Source organism: Streptomyces sp. NPDC051173 (assembly GCF_040689515.1).
Classification (GTDB): domain Bacteria; phylum Actinomycetota; class Actinomycetes; order Streptomycetales; family Streptomycetaceae; genus Streptomyces.
In genome coordinates this window covers 12338-28942 of record NZ_JBFBBD010000013.1, presented here as the reverse complement: position 1 = coordinate 28942, position 16605 = coordinate 12338, and the positions used below count along the sequence as shown (strand labels likewise).

Annotated in this window: 14 protein-coding genes and 1 pseudogene; 10 read left to right on the top strand and 5 right to left on the bottom strand. The window is 70.7% G+C overall.

The window, feature by feature from the left end; all coding sequences use genetic code 11:
* Nucleotides 1-64: 64 nt before the first annotated feature.
* Together AB0435_RS10545 and AB0435_RS10540 are read right to left on the bottom strand one after the other, a co-directional pair.
* Nucleotides 65-925: a geranyl diphosphate 2-C-methyltransferase gene (locus AB0435_RS10545; RefSeq protein WP_366426683.1), complete on the bottom strand. Its 861-nt coding sequence runs from the start codon at nucleotides 923-925 to the stop codon at nucleotides 65-67.
* 160 nt (nucleotides 926-1085) lie between these two features.
* A complete protein-coding gene (locus AB0435_RS10540) occupies nucleotides 1086-2516 on the bottom strand; it encodes a family 2B encapsulin nanocompartment shell protein (protein ID WP_366426682.1) in 1431 nt (476 codons plus the stop codon).
* Nucleotides 2517-3039: 523 nt separating this feature from the next.
* On the opposite strand from AB0435_RS10540, the gene AB0435_RS10535 reads away from it, so the two are divergent.
* Nucleotides 3040-4209: a family 2 encapsulin nanocompartment cargo protein terpene cyclase gene (locus AB0435_RS10535; protein WP_366004393.1), complete on the top strand. Its 1170-nt coding sequence runs from the start codon at nucleotides 3040-3042 to the stop codon at nucleotides 4207-4209.
* On the opposite strand, the gene AB0435_RS10530 is transcribed toward AB0435_RS10535, so the two are convergent.
* Nucleotides 4191-4655, bottom strand: coding sequence for a 6-carboxytetrahydropterin synthase (locus tag AB0435_RS10530; RefSeq protein ID WP_366004394.1), 465 nt, complete (start codon nucleotides 4653-4655; stop codon nucleotides 4191-4193). The genes AB0435_RS10535 and AB0435_RS10530 overlap by 19 nt on opposite strands.
* 225 nt (nucleotides 4656-4880) lie before the next feature.
* On the opposite strand from AB0435_RS10530, the gene AB0435_RS10525 reads away from it, so the two are divergent.
* From AB0435_RS10525 to AB0435_RS10490, 8 genes are all read left to right on the top strand, one after another.
* The gene (locus AB0435_RS10525; RefSeq protein WP_366426681.1) at nucleotides 4881-5894 is read left to right on the top strand and encodes an EamA family transporter; all 1014 of its coding nucleotides are present in this window, start codon (nucleotides 4881-4883) and stop codon (nucleotides 5892-5894) included.
* A 361-nt stretch (nucleotides 5895-6255) separates the two neighbouring features.
* Nucleotides 6256-7200, top strand: coding sequence for an iron-containing redox enzyme family protein (locus AB0435_RS10520; RefSeq protein WP_366004396.1), 945 nt, complete (start codon nucleotides 6256-6258; stop codon nucleotides 7198-7200).
* Nucleotides 7201-7218: 18 nt separating this feature from the next.
* Nucleotides 7219-7920 (top strand): 2OG-Fe dioxygenase family protein, encoded by a 702-nt coding sequence (locus AB0435_RS10515; RefSeq protein ID WP_366426680.1) that lies wholly within the window; start codon nucleotides 7219-7221, stop codon nucleotides 7918-7920.
* Nucleotides 7921-7940: 20 nt separating this feature from the next.
* Nucleotides 7941-8846 (top strand): diaminopimelate epimerase, encoded by a 906-nt coding sequence (dapF, locus tag AB0435_RS10510; RefSeq protein WP_366004398.1) that lies wholly within the window; start codon nucleotides 7941-7943, stop codon nucleotides 8844-8846.
* Nucleotides 8847-8880: 34 nt separating this feature from the next.
* Entirely contained in the window at nucleotides 8881-10977 is a 2097-nt protein-coding gene (locus AB0435_RS10505; RefSeq protein ID WP_366004399.1) for a molybdopterin-dependent oxidoreductase, read from the top strand.
* Nucleotides 10974-11963: an aldo/keto reductase family protein gene (locus AB0435_RS10500; protein WP_366426679.1), complete on the top strand. Its 990-nt coding sequence runs from the start codon at nucleotides 10974-10976 to the stop codon at nucleotides 11961-11963. The genes AB0435_RS10505 and AB0435_RS10500 overlap by 4 nt, the downstream gene beginning before the upstream one ends.
* Nucleotides 11964-12009: 46 nt before the next feature.
* A complete protein-coding gene (locus AB0435_RS10495; RefSeq protein ID WP_366004401.1) occupies nucleotides 12010-13137 on the top strand; it encodes an aminotransferase class I/II-fold pyridoxal phosphate-dependent enzyme in 1128 nt (375 codons plus the stop codon).
* On the top strand, nucleotides 13134-14066 hold the full coding sequence (locus tag AB0435_RS10490; RefSeq protein WP_366426678.1) for an ornithine cyclodeaminase family protein: 933 nt from the start codon (nucleotides 13134-13136) through the stop codon (nucleotides 14064-14066). Before AB0435_RS10495 ends, AB0435_RS10490 begins: the two co-directional genes overlap by 4 nt.
* A gap of 113 nt (nucleotides 14067-14179) precedes the next feature.
* Here AB0435_RS10490 and AB0435_RS10485 read toward each other — a convergent pair.
* Both AB0435_RS10485 and AB0435_RS10480 read right to left on the bottom strand, forming a co-directional pair.
* Nucleotides 14180-14437, bottom strand: a pseudogene (locus tag AB0435_RS10485) (Lrp/AsnC ligand binding domain-containing protein); the annotation flags it as partial.
* A 214-nt stretch (nucleotides 14438-14651) separates the two neighbouring features.
* Nucleotides 14652-15980: a wax ester/triacylglycerol synthase family O-acyltransferase gene (locus tag AB0435_RS10480; protein ID WP_366004428.1), complete on the bottom strand. Its 1329-nt coding sequence runs from the start codon at nucleotides 15978-15980 to the stop codon at nucleotides 14652-14654.
* Nucleotides 15981-16252: 272 nt separating this feature from the next.
* Here AB0435_RS10480 and AB0435_RS10475 point away from each other — a divergent pair, with 272 nt between their 5' ends.
* Nucleotides 16253-16528: a hypothetical protein gene (locus AB0435_RS10475; RefSeq protein ID WP_366004403.1), complete on the top strand. Its 276-nt coding sequence runs from the start codon at nucleotides 16253-16255 to the stop codon at nucleotides 16526-16528.
* Nucleotides 16529-16605: the final 77 nt, after the last annotated feature.

Sequence of the window (16605 nt, the reverse complement as noted above, 5' to 3'; positions counted from 1 at the left end):
CCACGGCACCGCGCATCTCATCCGGGGCCCTGGCCCGGACGGAAGGCTGCGCCCTCGCGACCGTTCAGATGCGGTCGGCGGCGATGAGCAGGTAGTGGAAGCTGCCTTCGCGGTATGCCGTGAGGAAGGGGTCCTCGACCCCCGTGGCCACCGACGACTTGGTCCGGAGTTCCCAGTACGGGATCGCGGTGGGCGTGAGGTCCACGACGTGCATCGGCACGAGGCCGTTGGCCACCATGGCCTTGAAGTACGCACTGCGCGGGTGGATGTTGCAGGTGTAGTGCTCGTCGATGCGGCTGACCGCCTTGGAGCGGCCGCCCGTCACGTCGTTGGAGCAGCCCGTGATGGTGACGTAGCGGCCGCCGCGCGCGAGCTGCCGGGCGTGCTCGGCGAAGAGCTCGTGGAGGTCCACGTACATGGTGGACTCGTTGTTCCAGATGCCCTGGAAGTCCCCGGTGGGGAAGCCGGTGTCCAGCATGTTGCGGAAGTGGTAGTGCACCTTGTCGTCCACGCCGCGCCTGCGGGCCTCCGCGTTGGCGAAGTCGACCTGCGTCTGGGAGATGGAGATGCCGTCGACCTGGCAGCCGAAGCGGGCGTTGGCCATGATGCTGCTGCCGCCGCGGCCGCAGCCGGCGTCGAGCAGCCGCTGCTCGGGGGCGACGGGACCGAGGTGGTCGAGGAGGACGTCGGCCTGGGCCGACTCCAGGCGGTGGAGCTCCTCGATGATGCGTGCGTCCCGGGTCTCCTCCGGGCCCTCCAGGACGGACGGGTCGTAGTCGCCGAGGCCGTAGTGGTGGTGGTAGAGGTCGTCGACCTCGCCCAGCCGCAGGTTCACCGGGTCCTTCTCGTTGTTCCAGTAGTCGGCGACAGCCTGCTGGTACGCCGTACGCAGGACGGTGGCGGGGGCTTCCGGGGTCGTGGTCATGGTGGAGACTCCTTACAACGTGCCGTTGACTGCAGGACGTTCAGGTGGTTCGGGTGCAGTGCGCTGCGCAGCAGGCACTGACGTGGTCATCGGGGTGGGGAGCGGCCGTACGGGGCCGGAGCGCAGCCTCTCCTCCGGCGTGACCCGTAGCGGGCGGGGCTCAGGTGCGGGAGGTGCGGCCGACCTCGACGTTCTCCAGGACGCCGAGCGCGTCGGGCACCAGGACCGCAGCCGAGTAGTACGTGCTGACCAGGTAGGAGATGAGGGCCTGGTCATTGATGCCCATGAACCGCACGTTCAGGCCCGGCTCGCGCTCCTCCGGGATCCCGGTCTGCCGCAGCCCGACCACTCCCGAGGCGTCCTCGCCGGTACGCATCGCCAGGACCGACGTGGTGCCCTGCTCGGAGACCGGCAGTTTGCCCAGGGGAAAGATCGGCACGCCGCGCCAGGCGGGGATGCGGTGGCCGTTGACGTCGGCGTCGCCGAAGTAGAGGCCGCGCTTGTTGCACTCGCGGCCGAGGGCGGCGATCGCCTTGGGGTGCGCGAAGAACGCCTTGGTCCGGCGGCGCATGCTCAGCAGTTCGTCGAAGTCGTCCGGAGTGGGCGGGCCGGAGTGGGTGGAGATGCGCTGCCCGTGGTCGGCGTTGTGCAGCAGCCCGAAGGCGCGGTTGTTGACCAGCTCGTACTCCTGGCGCTCGCGCAGCGCCTCGATGGTCAGCCGCAGCTGCTGCTCGATCTGGTTCATCGGGTCGTTGTAGAGGTCGGCGACCCGTGTGTGCACCCTCAGGACCGTCTGGGCCACGCTCAACTCGTACTCACGTGGCGCGAGTTCGTAGTCGGCGAACGTGCCGGGCAGGGCCGGTTCCCCGGTGTGGCCGGCGGCCAGCGTGATGTCGGCTTCGCCGCGCTTGTTCCGCGGGCGTTCCCCTTCGGCCTGGCGGCGCTGCACGTGCTCGCGCAGCGGCCCGCTCCGCCCGGCCACCTCCTCGTACGCCTGCCGGGGCAGCACCAGCACCGTGCACGCCGTCAGTGCCCGCGCCGTGAACTCCCACGCGCCGGGCTCGTCCGACACCACCTGTCCACCGAAGAACCCGCCGTCGGCGAGCACCCCCAGCCGCGACTCGGCCTCGTACTTCCCGGGGCCCGTCCTCTCCACCTTGCCGTGCGCGATCAGGACCACCCGGTCCGCCGGCTGCCCGGCCTGCGCCAGGACCTCGCCCGGCTCGTACTCGCGCTGCTCGAACCGCCCGGCCAGGGACCGCAGCACCTCCGGTTCGTCGAACCCGCGCAGGAGCGGCAGTTCGCCCAGCTCCGCCGGCACGACCCTGACGTCCGCGCCTTCCTGGACGAACGCCACCCGCCCGTCGCCCACCGCGTAGGCCAGGCGCCGGTTGACCCGGTACGTGCCGCCACTGACCTCCACCCAGGGCAGCATCCGCAGCAGCCAGCGCGAGCTGATGTTCTGCATCTGCGGAACGGTCTTGGTGGTGGTCGCCAGATTCCGCGCGGCCGCGACGCCGAGGCTCAACTGGGCTCGCCCCGCCTCTCCTTCACGCTGCTCCGATTGATCCGGCGTCACTGCACTTGTCATTCCGGTCCCTTCCGACAACGTGGGGGCGCAGGGTGCGCGCAGCTCATGCGGTGGGCCGGGCCTGCTTCCGCGGATGCGCGCCGCAAGTGAAGCAGCGGGCAAGGATGTTGGTCGAGAGTGGCGAAACGTGCACTGTGAGTTTGCGCCACCGGATGCCGCCCGGAAGTCGTGTCAGGCGGCCAACGACGCCTTGAGAGAGCGGAATTCGCCGCTCCTGAGGATGACCTGATATGCGCGAACTGATGTCCCGTGTCGTCCGAATGGCCGAACGAAGGCGGGTTGTGGCAGGCGTCATCGAGCCACTTGGCTCCTGGCCGAACGGGCCGTCGGCCGACGGCGGGGCGGCCATGATCGGGCAGGCGTGGCCGCTTCACTCTGACGAGTGAGCAGCCTTGTTGAGCACGCGCCATAGGTGCAGGTCAGGCCCGTGAGCGAGGGGGAGACTCTTGTTGCCGTTCCGCGCGCCGTGCTATCCCTTCGGCGACGAATGAGACAAGTCCAGTGCCTATGAACGGAGTTGTGGATGACCTCTCCACCCCCCAATGCGGCCGATGTTCCCGAGGCCGCTGTCGGCTCTTCCCGACTCCTGGCCCGACTGCTGTCCGGGCCGACCGGCATCGGGACGGACTCCCTGCGCCTCGCGGCCGGCTCGGAGCCGGGCGCGGCCGTGGAAGTGCTGGCGGCAGCCCTCCCCGCACCGGCGGAGTCGCAGCCGTCGTCGCAGCGGATCGAGGGTCTCTACTGCCCGCCGGCCGTACGGGACGACCGCGGGCTGGCCGATGAGGTCAACGACCGGCTCGTCGAGTGGGCCGAGAAGGAAGTGGACCTCTACCCGGACACCGATCTCAGAGAGGATCTCGTCGCCTTTGACGCGGGGCGGTCGGTGGTCCTGTGCCACCCGGACGCGCCCGACGTCGACCACCTCATGGTCGCCGCCCGTCTCCTGATCGGGGAGAACGCCGTGGACGACTACTTCTGCGAAGCGGAGTACGGCGGCAGCGCGGACCGCCGCGGCGCGGCGCTGGCGGTCGCCCAGTCCGCGATCGACCCCTCGCACAACACCCCGCGCTACGAAGCCGACTGGCGGACCGGGGTCGATTCCCACCCGGCGCTGCGCTCCATGCGGTCGGCCATGGACTACTTCTACGCGCTGGCCACGCCGGCACAGGCGCATCGTTTCCGGCACGACATCGCCAACCTCTACCTCGGGTACAACGCGGAGGGCGACTGCATCAGCCGGCACCGTACCCCTCCTGTGTGGGAATACTTGGTGCAGCGGCAGTTCAACAACTTCCGTCCCTGCCTGACTCTCACCGACTCCGTCGGTGGCTATGAGCTGCCGGCCCATGTCTTCGCGGAGCCCGCGGTGCAGCGTGCTGTCGCCTTGTCCTCCAACGCCTCGACCATTTGCAACGACCTCTACTCGCTGCGCAAGGAGCAGGCCAGCGAGCGCTTCCACTACAGCCTTCCCACCGTGATCGCGGCCGAGGAGAAGTGCTCCATCGACGACGCCTTCCAGAAGGCGATCGAGGTCCACAACGAGATCGTCCACCTCTTCGAGGAGCAGGCCGCCGCGCTCTCCGCCACCAATCCGCTCGTCGCCCGCTTCATGGCCGGGCTGTCGAACTGGATGAGCGGCAACCACGAATGGCACGCCGGGAACGTCGGCACCCGCTACGCGACTTCCCCCTGAGGACTCCGCTCGCGGTGGCGGGTGCGTAGGTCCCCGACGGCAGGGGAGGGCCGGGGTTCGCGGAGCCGGTGCGACAGGTGCTCCGCCGGCGTACTGACGCCGCCGAGGGCGTCGTTCGGATGCCGGTGGTCGACGTCGTTGTCGAGCCATTTCCCGAAGTGGGTCAGTTCACCGTAGCCACGGACGAATCCGACCTTGCCGAGGCCGTCGTCGTCGGCCGAAAGTGCCGACGCGACGGCGTAGTTGTGTCCGTGCGACCGACCGCACGGACGGTCGCTCGCCAAGCCCTCCAGCCGGTGGCCGACGGCGGCGTGGACCGCCTCGCTGATCCGGAATCCCCTGGTGGACCTCCTCGGGCCAGTGTGCGGCCGGACCCCGCGCCACCGCATCACGGCAGCCACCGTGGGGCCGGTGCGCGCGGCACCGACACTGCGGCGCGTCCCCACCGAAGGCACCGTCGGCGCGGCCGACCGCATCCGGGCCGGATGCGGCGCATCCCAGGGCACCCGTATCTCTCCGCCGGGTAAGGTGCCCGCATGCATTTGCTGATGTCGCCTCCGCCGCCCGCCATCTGAGGCGGGCAGTCACGTAACACCATCCCGGGATGCCGGGGTGGCTGCGTGGGTTGCCCACGAAGACTTCGTGCCGGCAATCGAGCGAGGAGACCTCCTTTGCAGTCCTCTTCCGCCCTGCCCGCGTGGCGGGGTGTCCTCTATGTCGCGATCGCGGCCACGGCTTGGGGCACCGGCGGTGCCGTGGCCACCGAGATGTACGACGTCGCCGGGATCGGCCCCGTCGCCGTTTCCTTCTGGCGGTTCCTGACCGGGCTCGTGCTGCTCCTGGTGGCCCACACCATCTGGCGGGTCCGGCGGCCCGAGACGGTGCCCCCGCTGCGCGCGATGTACGCGGCGAACCCCCGGCGGGCCCTGATCACGGGCATCGGGATGGCGGTGGCCCAGACCGCCTACTTCGCCGCCGTGCAGCAGGCCGGACTGGCCGTCGGCACGGTGGTGACCCTGGGCTCGGGCCCGGTACTGGTCGCCGTCGGCGCCCGGCTGACCCTGGGTGAGCGCACCGGTGTCGCCGGAACCGCCGCGGTGGCGAGCGGTGTTGCCGGTCTGGTGCTGCTGATGGGAGGGGCCGACGGGAGCACCGGCCCCGATCCCCTCCTGGGCATCGGATACGCGCTGCTCTCCGCCGTCGGCTACGCCGGTGTGACCCTGCTGGGCCGTTTCTCCGGGCGGAACAGCGCCGGTGGTGTTTTCGAGTCCACGGTGCCCGGCATCACCGTGGGCGCGATCTGCCTCCTGCCGCTGGCCATGTGGGAGGGCTTGGTGCCCGGCATGGACCGTCCGGCGTGGACCCTCTGCCTGATCCAGTATCTGGGGGCGGTGCCGACGGCACTGGCGTACATCCTGTTCTTCATCGGCCTCCGGGTGGTCCGGGCGACCACGGCCTCCGTGATCGCCCTGGTCGATCCGCTCACCGCGGCGGCCATCGGCGTCCTGGTCTTCGGCGAGCGGCTGAACGCGAGCGTCCTCGCCGGCACGGCCCTGCTGCTCCTCGCCGTGCTCTTCCTGGCGGCCCGCGAGGGATCGGGGCAGCCGCGCTCCCGGAGGAGCCCCGACCCGGACCGGGGCCGTGAGAGGCGTGCCCCGCATCCGTCCGCACGGATCGAGGAGTGATCGCGCGGGTCAGGTGAGGCGCGTGGGCAGTGGGTCTCCGCGACCCGCTGCCCGTCGGTTTTCCGCCGGATTCGTCGATGGCATCGCGCCATTGTCATTTCACCGCGGTCGCGTCCCCCTACAAGATGTGTCAAGCCTTGCCTTCACGCCAAACTCCTGATGCGATACGGCTCTTGAGGTGGCACAGTATCAGCGTTCAACAGATGCCCATGCCATCGGCATGGGCAGCCGACATATGGCAGGAGGCGGTATGAACACAGACGCCCACTTACTCGATCAGAAGTCAGCTGTGGACGCCTTTCCGGTCGTGGAGGAAGTCTCCTCGCTGCTGAAATGTCCCGCGGAAGACCTTGACGCATCAGTGACCATCGCTGAACGGACGGCGCTACGGGCGGCCGTCAATGATCTCAACGCACGGTCGGCAGTCGGTGACACGGCGGCGTTCCACGGCCAGCAGCTGCTGCTCTCCCGTATCTACGAGCTCTGCACCCAGCTCCCCGACGGGCCCACCGCCGAGGGCTCCGCGTTCGTCCACGAGCTGCTCCGCCTGCTGGAACAGGCGACCATGGCCGCCCAGGACGCCACGCTGGAGCCGGGCATGCTCGACGCGGCACCGGCCGAACCGTCCGCGTATCTGTCCTGGCTGAAGAAGGCCGCGCGCGAACACCGCGTGTACAAGCACCCGTACTACCGGGAATTCATCCGTGACCGGGCCACGGCGGACGATCTACGGAACTATGTGATCCAGGAATCGGTTGTCGACGGTCGATTCGACGATCTTCTCGCCATGATGCAGGTCGGCACCAGCGGCGAAGCGAAGATGGAGATAGCCGAGAACTTCTGGGACGAGATGGGCAACGGTGACCCTTCGCAGGTGCACACCCATCTCTTCAACCAGATCTTCCGGGTCTTCGATATTCCCGCCCAGGAACTGGAACGGTCGCTCACCGCCAACGCCTTGCTGTCGGGAAACCTCGCCGTGTTCCTGTGCCGGTACCGGCACCTGTATCCGGAAGCCGTCGGATTCCTCGGGATGACCGAATGGCTGGCGCCCGAACGCTTCGTCCATGTCGTGCACGCCTGGGAACGGCTCGGGCTGCCCGACGTCGGCATCGTCTACCACAAGCTGCACATCACCATCGACTCCCGGCACGCGGCCGGCTGGTTCCACAACGTGGTCGTCCCCGCCGCCGCCTCCGAGCGCATGCGCCGGGCGATCGCCCGAGGAGCACTGTGGCGGCTCAACTCCTCCGCCCGCTACCTCGACGAGCGCATGCCCGATCTCGCCGCCCACCGACCGGTCTGACAGGAAGGAATCAGTGCCATGACAGTCGGCCCCCAAGGCTTCTCGATCATCGATCTCCCTCCGGCGACACCGGAGACGCTGGACAGCTACGACAATCTCCCCGTCGACCCGTTCATGGGCAACGGCACGCGCCACAAGCGGTTCACGCAGTACCGGCTCTCGCCGAAGCCCGGACCGGACGGGCGCTGGACCTACGAGAAGCTGCCGCACCGCGACTACATCACCTACACCAAGTACAACAACGTGGCCGGCGGCATCCGCCGCCCCTACGAGCCGGTCACCGTCGACTTCACCCCGCTGGTCACCGTCGGCGCGGAGGCACTCGATCTGGACCGCAGCCACGACTGGCAGATCAACATCCATCAGAACCGCAGCACGGCCAGTGGCGAGCGCTGCGCGCCGATCACTCCGGAGGGTGTGCACAGCGACGGGCACGAGTACATCATGATCGCCGTGCTGTGTCGGAACAACGTCGCCGGAGGCGAGACCCGCCTGTGGATGCCGGACGGCGACACACCGTTCTGGACGGGCACACTGGCGGCGGGGAAGGCCGTCCTCCTGGACGACGCCGCGGTCAAGCACGAAGCCACCGACGTCACCTCCGCCGACGGCGGCCCCGGCCACCGGGACATCGTGATCGTCGCCTACTCCACCTGGGAGAACAGGTGGTACGGCGAGGAGTACGAAGAGGCTGCCCTCACCGACGGCCCGACGAACTGACCTGCGGCGAAGGCCGGTTCATGGGCGACTTCGTGAAGTACCAGGCACTCGGCAACGACTACCTGATCGTCGACCCCCGAAGCGGCGGTACAGGTCTGGGCACGGAGCCCGCCCCCGAGGCCGTCCGGCTGCTCTGCGACCGGCACCGCGGAGTCGGCGCCGACGGACTGCTCTTCGGACCGCTGGAGGAGCCCCGGCCCGGCACCGCCACACCGCTGCGCATCTTCAACGCGGACGGCAGCGAGTGCGGGATGAGCGGCAACGGACTGCGCATGTTCGCGCTGTACCTCGCCGCACGCTATGTCAAGGAGTGGCGTACGGGGATGCGGTTCACCATACGCACGCCCGGCGGTGACGCGGCGGTCCGGATCACGGACGTCACCGACGGGCGGGTGCGCGTGGGCATGGGCCGGGCGCGCTTCACCACCGGCCAGGGCACGGGCGACGGTGGCGCGGCGAGCACCGTCGTCCCGCTGGCGGGCGCCGGACCTGGCGACGAGGTCACCGTCACCGACCTGCACCTCGGCGTTCCCCACACCGTCGTCTTCAGGGACGCGATCGACGGTGAGCTGGTGCAGCGCCTGGGCCCCGCCCTGGCCTGGCACCCCCGCCAACCCGAGGGCACCAACGTGGAGTTCGTGCGCGTCCACGACGACCGCACGCTGGACATCGCGGTCTGGGAGCGGGCCGCCGGCCCCGTACCCGCGTCGGGCAGCGGTGCGTGCGCCGCGGCGGCCGTGGCACACGCACGCGGCCTCGTCGGCCCCGACGTGACGGTCCGCATGCCCGGTGGCGAGATCGACGTCAGCGTGGCGCGGGACGGCCGGATCAGCTCGACCGGCACCGCGCAAGAAGTGATGACAGGAGTGCTGTCGCCGTCACTGCGCAAGGAACTGGCCCGGCGGGGCGGGGGGATCGAGCCGTAGGGAAGGCTGGGAAGGGACGGGAAGGGAGGGGCACATGAACATCACGAACCTCACACAGGTCCCCGGGGCGTGCCCGCTGGACTGCCCTGACGGCTGCAGCTGGCAGGTGACGGTCCAGGACGGCGAAGCCGTCGCGCTGCGCGGCACCCCGGACCACCCCTACACCCGGGGCACCTTGTGCGTGAAGGTCAACCAGTTCCTGGAGCACACCCGCGCCCCCGACCGGCTGCTCCACCCCCTGCGGCGCGTCGGCCGCAAAGGGGAAGGCCGGTTCGAGCGCATCAGCTGGGACAGCGCCCTCGACGAGATCGCCCGGAGGCTGAAGCAGACGATCGAACGCCACGGCGGCGAGGCGATCTGGCCGTACCAGGGCACGGGCACCCTGGGCTTCCTCCAGGGCCTCCAGGGACGCGCCGGCAGCCGGCTGTGGAACGTCCTGGGCGCCTCGCGCCACGACATGACGATCTGCTCCATCGCCGGTCTCGTCGGCCTCCGGTACACCCTCGGCGTCAGTACGGGCATCGACCCGGAGAGCCTGGTGCACTCCCGGCTGGTCCTGCTGTGGGGGAGCAATCCCCTCACGAGCCACCACCACCTGTGGAAGGTGGTCCAGCGCGCGCGCAAGAACGGCGCGCACATCGTCGTCGTCGACCCGGTCCGCAGCCGTTCCGCGGCCCAGGCCGACGAACACATCGCGCCCCTCCCGGGCTCGGACGCCGCGCTCGCCCTGGGCCTGATGCACGTCGTGCTGCGAGAGGGCGCCGAGGACCGGGAGTACCTGGCCGCCCACACCGTGGGGTGGGAGGAATTCCGGCAGCGGGTGCTGGAGTACGACCCCGAGCGCACGGCGCGGGAGACGGGCGTGACCGAGGAGGAGATCGTCCGACTCGGCCGGCGCATCGCCCGCAGCAGGCCCACCGCCCTGCGGGTGTCGCAAGGCATCCAGCGCCACGCCGGCGGCGGCACCGCCCTGCGGACCCTCGCCTGCCTGCCCGCCGTCACCGGGGACTGGCAGCGGCCCGGCGGCGGACTCCTCTACTCGACCGACGGCTACTTCGGCGCGAACCGCGAAGCCCTCTACCGGGACGACCTGCTGCGCCACCCCGTGCGCACCCTGTCCATGACGCGGCTGGCCGAAGGGCTGCTGGAGACGGACGACCCGCCCGTCGAAGCGCTGGTCGTCTACGGCGCCAACCCGCTGACCAGCTCCCCCGACCAGAACCGGATCCGCCGCGGCCTCGCCCGCGAAGACCTCTTCACCGTGGTCATGGACCACTTCCAGACCGACACCGCCGACTACGCCGACATCCTGCTGCCCGCCACCATGCAGACCGAGCACCTGGACGTGCACGACGGCTACAGCCACCTGTACATCGCCTGGAACGAACCGGCCGTCGCCCCGCCGGGGGAGTGCCTGTCCACCACCGAGACCTTCCGGCGCCTGGCCCGGGCCATGGAGCTGACGGAACCGGCGCTCTACGCCGACGACGAAGAGCTGGCGGCCGAACTCCTCGACTCACCGCACCCGTCCCTGAACGGCATCACCGTCGACACGCTGCGCACCAAGGGATGGGCCCGGCTCGCCTACCCGGACGAGTTCGTACCCTTCGCGAACGGATTCCCCACCCCCTCGGGAAAGCTGGAGTTCGTCTCGGAGACCGCCCGCGCGGACGGCCACGACCCCGTGGCCGGACACGTTCCGGCGAGCGAGACCGACGACGCCGAACTGGCGCGGTCCTTCCCCCTCGTCCTCCTCTCCGTCGCGAACCACTTCTTCCTGAACACCGTCTTCGCGAACAAACCCGAACTGCGCCGCCGGGCCGGCCCGCCGTACGTCGTACTGCACCCGAAGGACGCCGCGGTGAGCGGCATCTCGGCCGGCGACCGCGTCCGGGTCGGCAACCAACGGGGCGCCTTCGAAGCCCTGGCCAGGATCGACGACGTGGTGCGCCCCGGGGTCGCCATGACGACGAAGGGCCACTGGCTCAAGTTCACCGGCGGCTCCGGCCCCAACGCGACCATCGACGAACGTGACGCGGACATGGGCGGCGGAGCGGTCTTCCACGACAACCGCGTACGGATCACGCCCCTCGCCCGGAGCGAGGACGACAGCAGTGAGGACGGCGGATGAAGTTCCGACGACTGGGCCGCAGCGGGCTCCAGGTCAGTGAGATCGCCTACGGCAACTGGGTCACACACGGAGCCCAGATCGACGACGACCGGGCCGTGGAGTGCGTGCACGCGGCACTGGACGTCGGCATCACCACCTTCGACACGGCCGACATGTACGCGGCCACGGCCGCCGAGACCGTGCTCGGCAAGGCGCTGAAGGGGCAGCGCCGGGAGTCCCTGGTGATCTCGACCAAGGTGTTCTTCCCCACCGGCCCCGGACCGAACGACGGCGGCCTGTCCCGCAAGCACATCACCGAGGCCGTCAACGCCTCGCTGACCAGGCTCGGGACCGACTACATCGACCTCTACCAGGCACACCGCTTCGACGAGCGGACCCCGCTGGAGGAGACGCTCAGAACCTTCGACGACCTCGTGCGGCAGGGCAAGGTCCTCTACATCGGCGTCTCGGAGTGGACCGCCGACCAGATCGCCCGGGCCGTGAAGCTCACCGGTGAACTGGGCCTGGAACGGTTCGTCTCCAACCAGCCCCAGTATTCGATGCTCTGGCGCGTCGTCGAACCGGAGATCGTGCCCCTGTGCGAACGGGAAGGGCTCAGCCAGATCGTCTGGTCGCCCCTCGCCCAAGGCGTGCTCACCGGCAAGTACCTGCCCGGACGGCCGCCGCCCGCGGGGTCGCGCGCCACGGACGAGGCGGGTGCCCGCTGGGTGAAGACCTTCCTGCGCGACGAGGTGCTGGAGCGGGTGCAGCAACTGGCCCCCGTCGCCCGGGAGCTGGACCTGACCCCGGCCCAGCTCGCCGTAGCCTGGACGCTCCAGAACCCGAACGTCGCCGCGGCCATCGTGGGTGCCTCCCGGCCGGAGCAGGTACGCGACAGCGCGAAGGCGGCGGGCGTCACCATCGACCCGGCGGTCATGCGGCGTATCGACACCGTCCTCGGCCCGATCGTCGAACGCGATCCCGCCAAGGTGGACAGCGCCGAATAGAACCCGCCCTTCCCACCTCCATTCCGCCGAGTACCTGGGGACGCCCATGACCTTCGACCCGTTGGAACTGCTCGAGTGGCGGCAGGGGCGGGAAGCCGACGCCACGTACAGCCTGGCCGACAGCGGCTGCCGGCCGATCCGGCTGCGCGAGCTGCTCGGCGACGAACAGACGCTGGGCCGGCTCCTCGACAGCGAGCTGAGCTATCCGCCGACGTGCGGCACGGACGAGCTGCGCGCGCGGATCGCCCAGTGGCACACCGGGAGCACCGACCACGCACCGCAGGTCATCGTCACCGTCGGGGCGGCCGAGGCCAACGCGGTCACCGTCGACACCCTGATCCGCCCCGGGGACCACTTGGTGGCGATGTCGCCCGGCTACCGCCAGATCTGGGGTGCGGCCCGGAACCTGGGCGCCGACGTCGACGAGGTCCCCCTGGACCCCGAGCGCGGCTGGCGGCCCGACATCGACGCCCTGGCCCGCGCGGTCCGCCCGGACACCCGGGCCATCGTGGTGACGACCCCCAACAACCCGGTCGGCACCGTCCTGACCGAAGAGGAGATACGGGCGATCGTCTCCGTCGCCGACCGGGCCGGCGCCTGGATCTTCTCCGACGAGGTGCACCGCGGCACCGAATTCCGCACCGACGAGCTCAGCCCCACCTTCTGGGGCCACTACGACCGCGTCGTGTGCGTCGGCAGCCTCTCCAAGGCGTTCGGCATGCAGGGGCTGCGCCTCGGCTGGCTGATCGCACCACCCGGACTCCTCCCGCGGCTCCGCCAACGGCACGAGTACGCGACCCTCTCCGCCTCCGGGACGGCGATGACGCTGGCGGAGCTGGCGCTCGAACCGCCCACCCGCGCCCGGCTGCTGGACCGCTACCGCGGCTTCCTGCGCGAAAGCTGGACCCATATGCAGCAGTGGGTCGACTCCCATGCCCCCCTGCTCTCGGTCGTGCCGCCCCAGGCCACCGCCCTGGCGTTCGTCCGCTACCACCTGGACCTGCCCAGCACCGATGTCGCCGAGGCCCTGCTGGCCCACGGCAAGGTGCTGGTCAGCGCCGGGGCCCACTTCGGGACCGAGCACCACCTGCGGATCACCTACGGGCAGGAACCGACCCAGCTGGCGGCGGCGCTGGAGAAGACCTCGTACGCACTGAAGGAACTGAGCGCGTGAACCCCACCAAACTCCCGCTGATCGACGCCGAGGAACTGGCGCGCCGCCTGCCCATGCCACGGGCGATCGAGGCACTGGACCGGGCCCTGCGCGCCGGGCTGGACCCCGAGGCGGACGTTCCGCGCACCGCGCTCGACACCCGGGCGGGCCAGCTCCTGCTGATGCCGGCAGCGTCGTCCTCGTACGTCGGGGTGAAGATCGCCGCGGTCGCGCCCGACAACCCCGCCCGCGGCCTGCCGCGCATCGTCGCCTCCTATCTCCTCATGGACGCGGCCACGCTCTGCCCGACGGCCCTGATCGACGGCTCAGCCCTGACCCTGCTACGGACGCCCGCGGTCTCCGCCGTGGCCGTGGACCATCTGGCGCCCGCGGACGCCGAACGGCTCGTCGTCTTCGGAGCCGGACCCCAGGCATGGGGTCACGTGGAGGCGGTCAGGGCCGTACGCCCCATCTCCTCGGCCGGTGTCGTCGCGCGCCGCCCGGAGCGGGCGGCCGAACTGGTCGAGCGCTGCCGGGCGTCGGGTCTGCCCGCGGAGGCCGTCCCACCGCAGGCCGTGGCGACCGCCGACGTGGTCGCCTGCTGTACGACGGCGCGGACGCCGCTGTTCCCCGCCGCGGCGGTCGCGGACCACGCGGTCGTCGTGGCGATGGGATCGCACGAACCGACGGCCCGCGAGGTCGACGGTGCCCTCGTCGCCCGCGCCACCGTCGTCGTCGAGGCGCGCACCGCGGCGCTGCGTGAGGCGGGCGACCTCCTGATCCCCTTGCGTTCGGGCGACGTCGACACCGGGGTGATCGCGGGCAACCTGTCCGAACTCGTGCGAGGAACGGTGGACGTCGCGCCCGGGCGGCCAAGGCTGTTCAAGGGCACGGGCATGGCGTGGCAGGACCTGGTGGTGGCGGCTGCCGTCGTCGACGGGGCCTGGTGAGCGAGCGGGGTGGAGGGGCGCGCTCCGGGCGATGACATTCCGTACCCGACGGTGCGGGACTTCACCGCTGTCCGGAGCGAGGAGACCGTGGCCCGGGGCGGTGCGCCCGTCGGTCAGACCTGGTCGGGCCCGCGATAGGGCAGTGTCTGGCTGTAGACGACGCTCGTGGTCGTGCTGCCGAAGCCCGCCAACTCGTCCACGAGCGTTTCCAGATGCTCCATGGAAGTCGCGGCCACTTTCAACGTGTAGCAGTCGTCGCCGGCGGTGCGCAGGCACTCCAGGATCTCCCGGCGCTCGGCGAGGAGCCGGCGCAGCGGTTCGTGGCGGTTCCCCGGGTACTTGAGCCGGACGACGGCGAGCACGGGGTAACCGGGGTTGCCGCCGCAGTCCGTAGGCATGGCCGACGGGCCGCTCGCCTGAGGCAGCGGGATCACACGGTCATCTCCGCGCTGGCACCTTGCTCGGCGAGAGCCGGGCCGAGCAGGGTGACGGCACGTGGAGCGTCATGGACGGGGCTGCCCTGTGCCGTACCCGGATTCGTGACCTGCCTCAAGGGCTGGGAACAGCACAGCGCATGACGTGAGTTCAGCCGCCGTGGGCGGCCGACAGCTCGGCTGTCTCCTCCACGATCGACCGGGCGAGCAGGTCGAGGTCCGGCACGGCGACCGCGTCGGCGAGCAGGCCGTAGCAGACGCGGTCCTCGTAGGTGGTGATGCCGACCGCGAGGGACTGTCCGGGTGCGAGCGGGGCGAGGGGGTAGGCCTCGCGGACGGGGCTGTTCGCGAGCTTGAGGCCATGGACGCCGCGCAGCGGGACGCTGGAGACGAGCAGGTCGTAGAAGAGGCGGCCCGAGCGGGCGATCAGGCGGCCGCCGAAGCGGTGGCCGAGGGGCGGGATGAAGTCGGCGAGCAGCGCGACGGCGCCCGCGCCGTCGGCGGGCCCCGCCTGCTTGTTGCGCTCCATGGCCTCGCGTACGGCGCGCAGGCGGGCGAGGGGCTCGGCCTCGTCGACGGGGAGCCGGGTCAGATAGCCGGAGAGCCTGTTGCCCGAAGCGCCCGGGTTGCCCGGGTCGCGCAGCGACACGGGGACGAGGGCCCGGGGGCGTACGCCGTCGCTGCCGTCGCCGCGCTTGTCGAGCCAGCGCCGCATGCCGCCCGCGAGGACGGCGAGGAGGATGTCGTTGAGGGTGCCGCCCGTGGCCGCGCGGACGCGGTTCACGTCGCGCAGGTCGACGGTCACCCCTTCGGCGCGGCGGGCGCCGGTGCCGCGGGAGACGAAGGCGGGGGAGGAGTGCACGTCCCAGGCGGCGCCGACCATGGCGGAGGCGATGGACAGGCCGCGTTCGGCATCGGTGACGGCGCCGCGCAGCAGGCCGGGCAGGGAGCGCGGATCGGGCAGGCGCAGCAGGCCGGAGCCGCTCTTCCGCGGCTGTGGCGCGGCGGTGCCGGCCGGAGCGGGTGCCCCGTCGAAGAGCGACAGGACGTACGAGGCCGCGCGCAGGCCGTCCGCGTGGGCGTGGTGGAAGGTGAAGAGGACGGCGAAGGACGTGCCGTCCGCGGCGGGCAGTACGTGCGCCGCCCACGGCGGCCGCTCCCGGTCCAGGGGCTGCTGCATGAGGGTTCCGGCGGCCGCGTAGAAGTCCCGCACGGGCGCGCTGAGATGGATGTGGTCCAACGGGTCGAAGTCGGGGGCGACATGGCGGGCGGCGGCGCCGACGGGAATCAGGACGGAGCGTATGCGGGTGTTCAGCCCTGGGGTACGGGCGGCGCGGGCGGCGAGCAGCCCTGCGGCGCGCTCGGCGGCGTCCGGGGTGTCGGCGTCGAAGACGAAGAGCCCGCCCATGTGCAGGGGATGACCGGCGGACTCGATGTTCCAGAAGGCGAGGTCGAGCGGGGTGAGCGGTTCGGGGAGCACTGCAGAGGTCACGGGGTGTCTCCGAGGTTACGGGGCATGGGGGCGGCTCGCGCGTCGGGTGTGCCGGAGGGCGACGCTGTTGGGCGCAAACGACCAGAAGTCAAACGCCGTCGGTCGACTACGGTCAAGTACGCCCAAGGCACGCTGGGTTAACAGCGCATTACGGGCGACTGTTTCCAGCCCCCGCCCTCGCTTCCGCGTGAACGGAGTTGGCCTGGAAAGGCGCGGCACTCAGTGCCACGCTGATGGTAGGCCGACGAGAGGGGTTACCCGTGGTCGACGGATCGCTGATGGTGGCGGGTTCCGGAATCAAGGCTTCGCTGCCTCTGCCGCGGGCGGCCACCGGCCGGATCGGGCGAGCGGATCATGTCGTGTGCTGCGTGCCCGACCCCGTGGCGGACGTATGGATTCGCGAGCACGGCAGGTCTTCGGACGACCTGTACCGGCTGTACGGCAAACGGCAAGGCGGCCGGGATCCGGAGTGGGGCCGGCGGTTCTCGCTGTCGGCCGCGCCGACCGGAAATGGCTATGGGCCGGCTCACAGTTGAGGTTGACCTTGGGGCAGGGTGGAGGCTCCTCGCATCGGCACGACGCCGACCTGGGCACCACGACGCGAAGGAGCCAA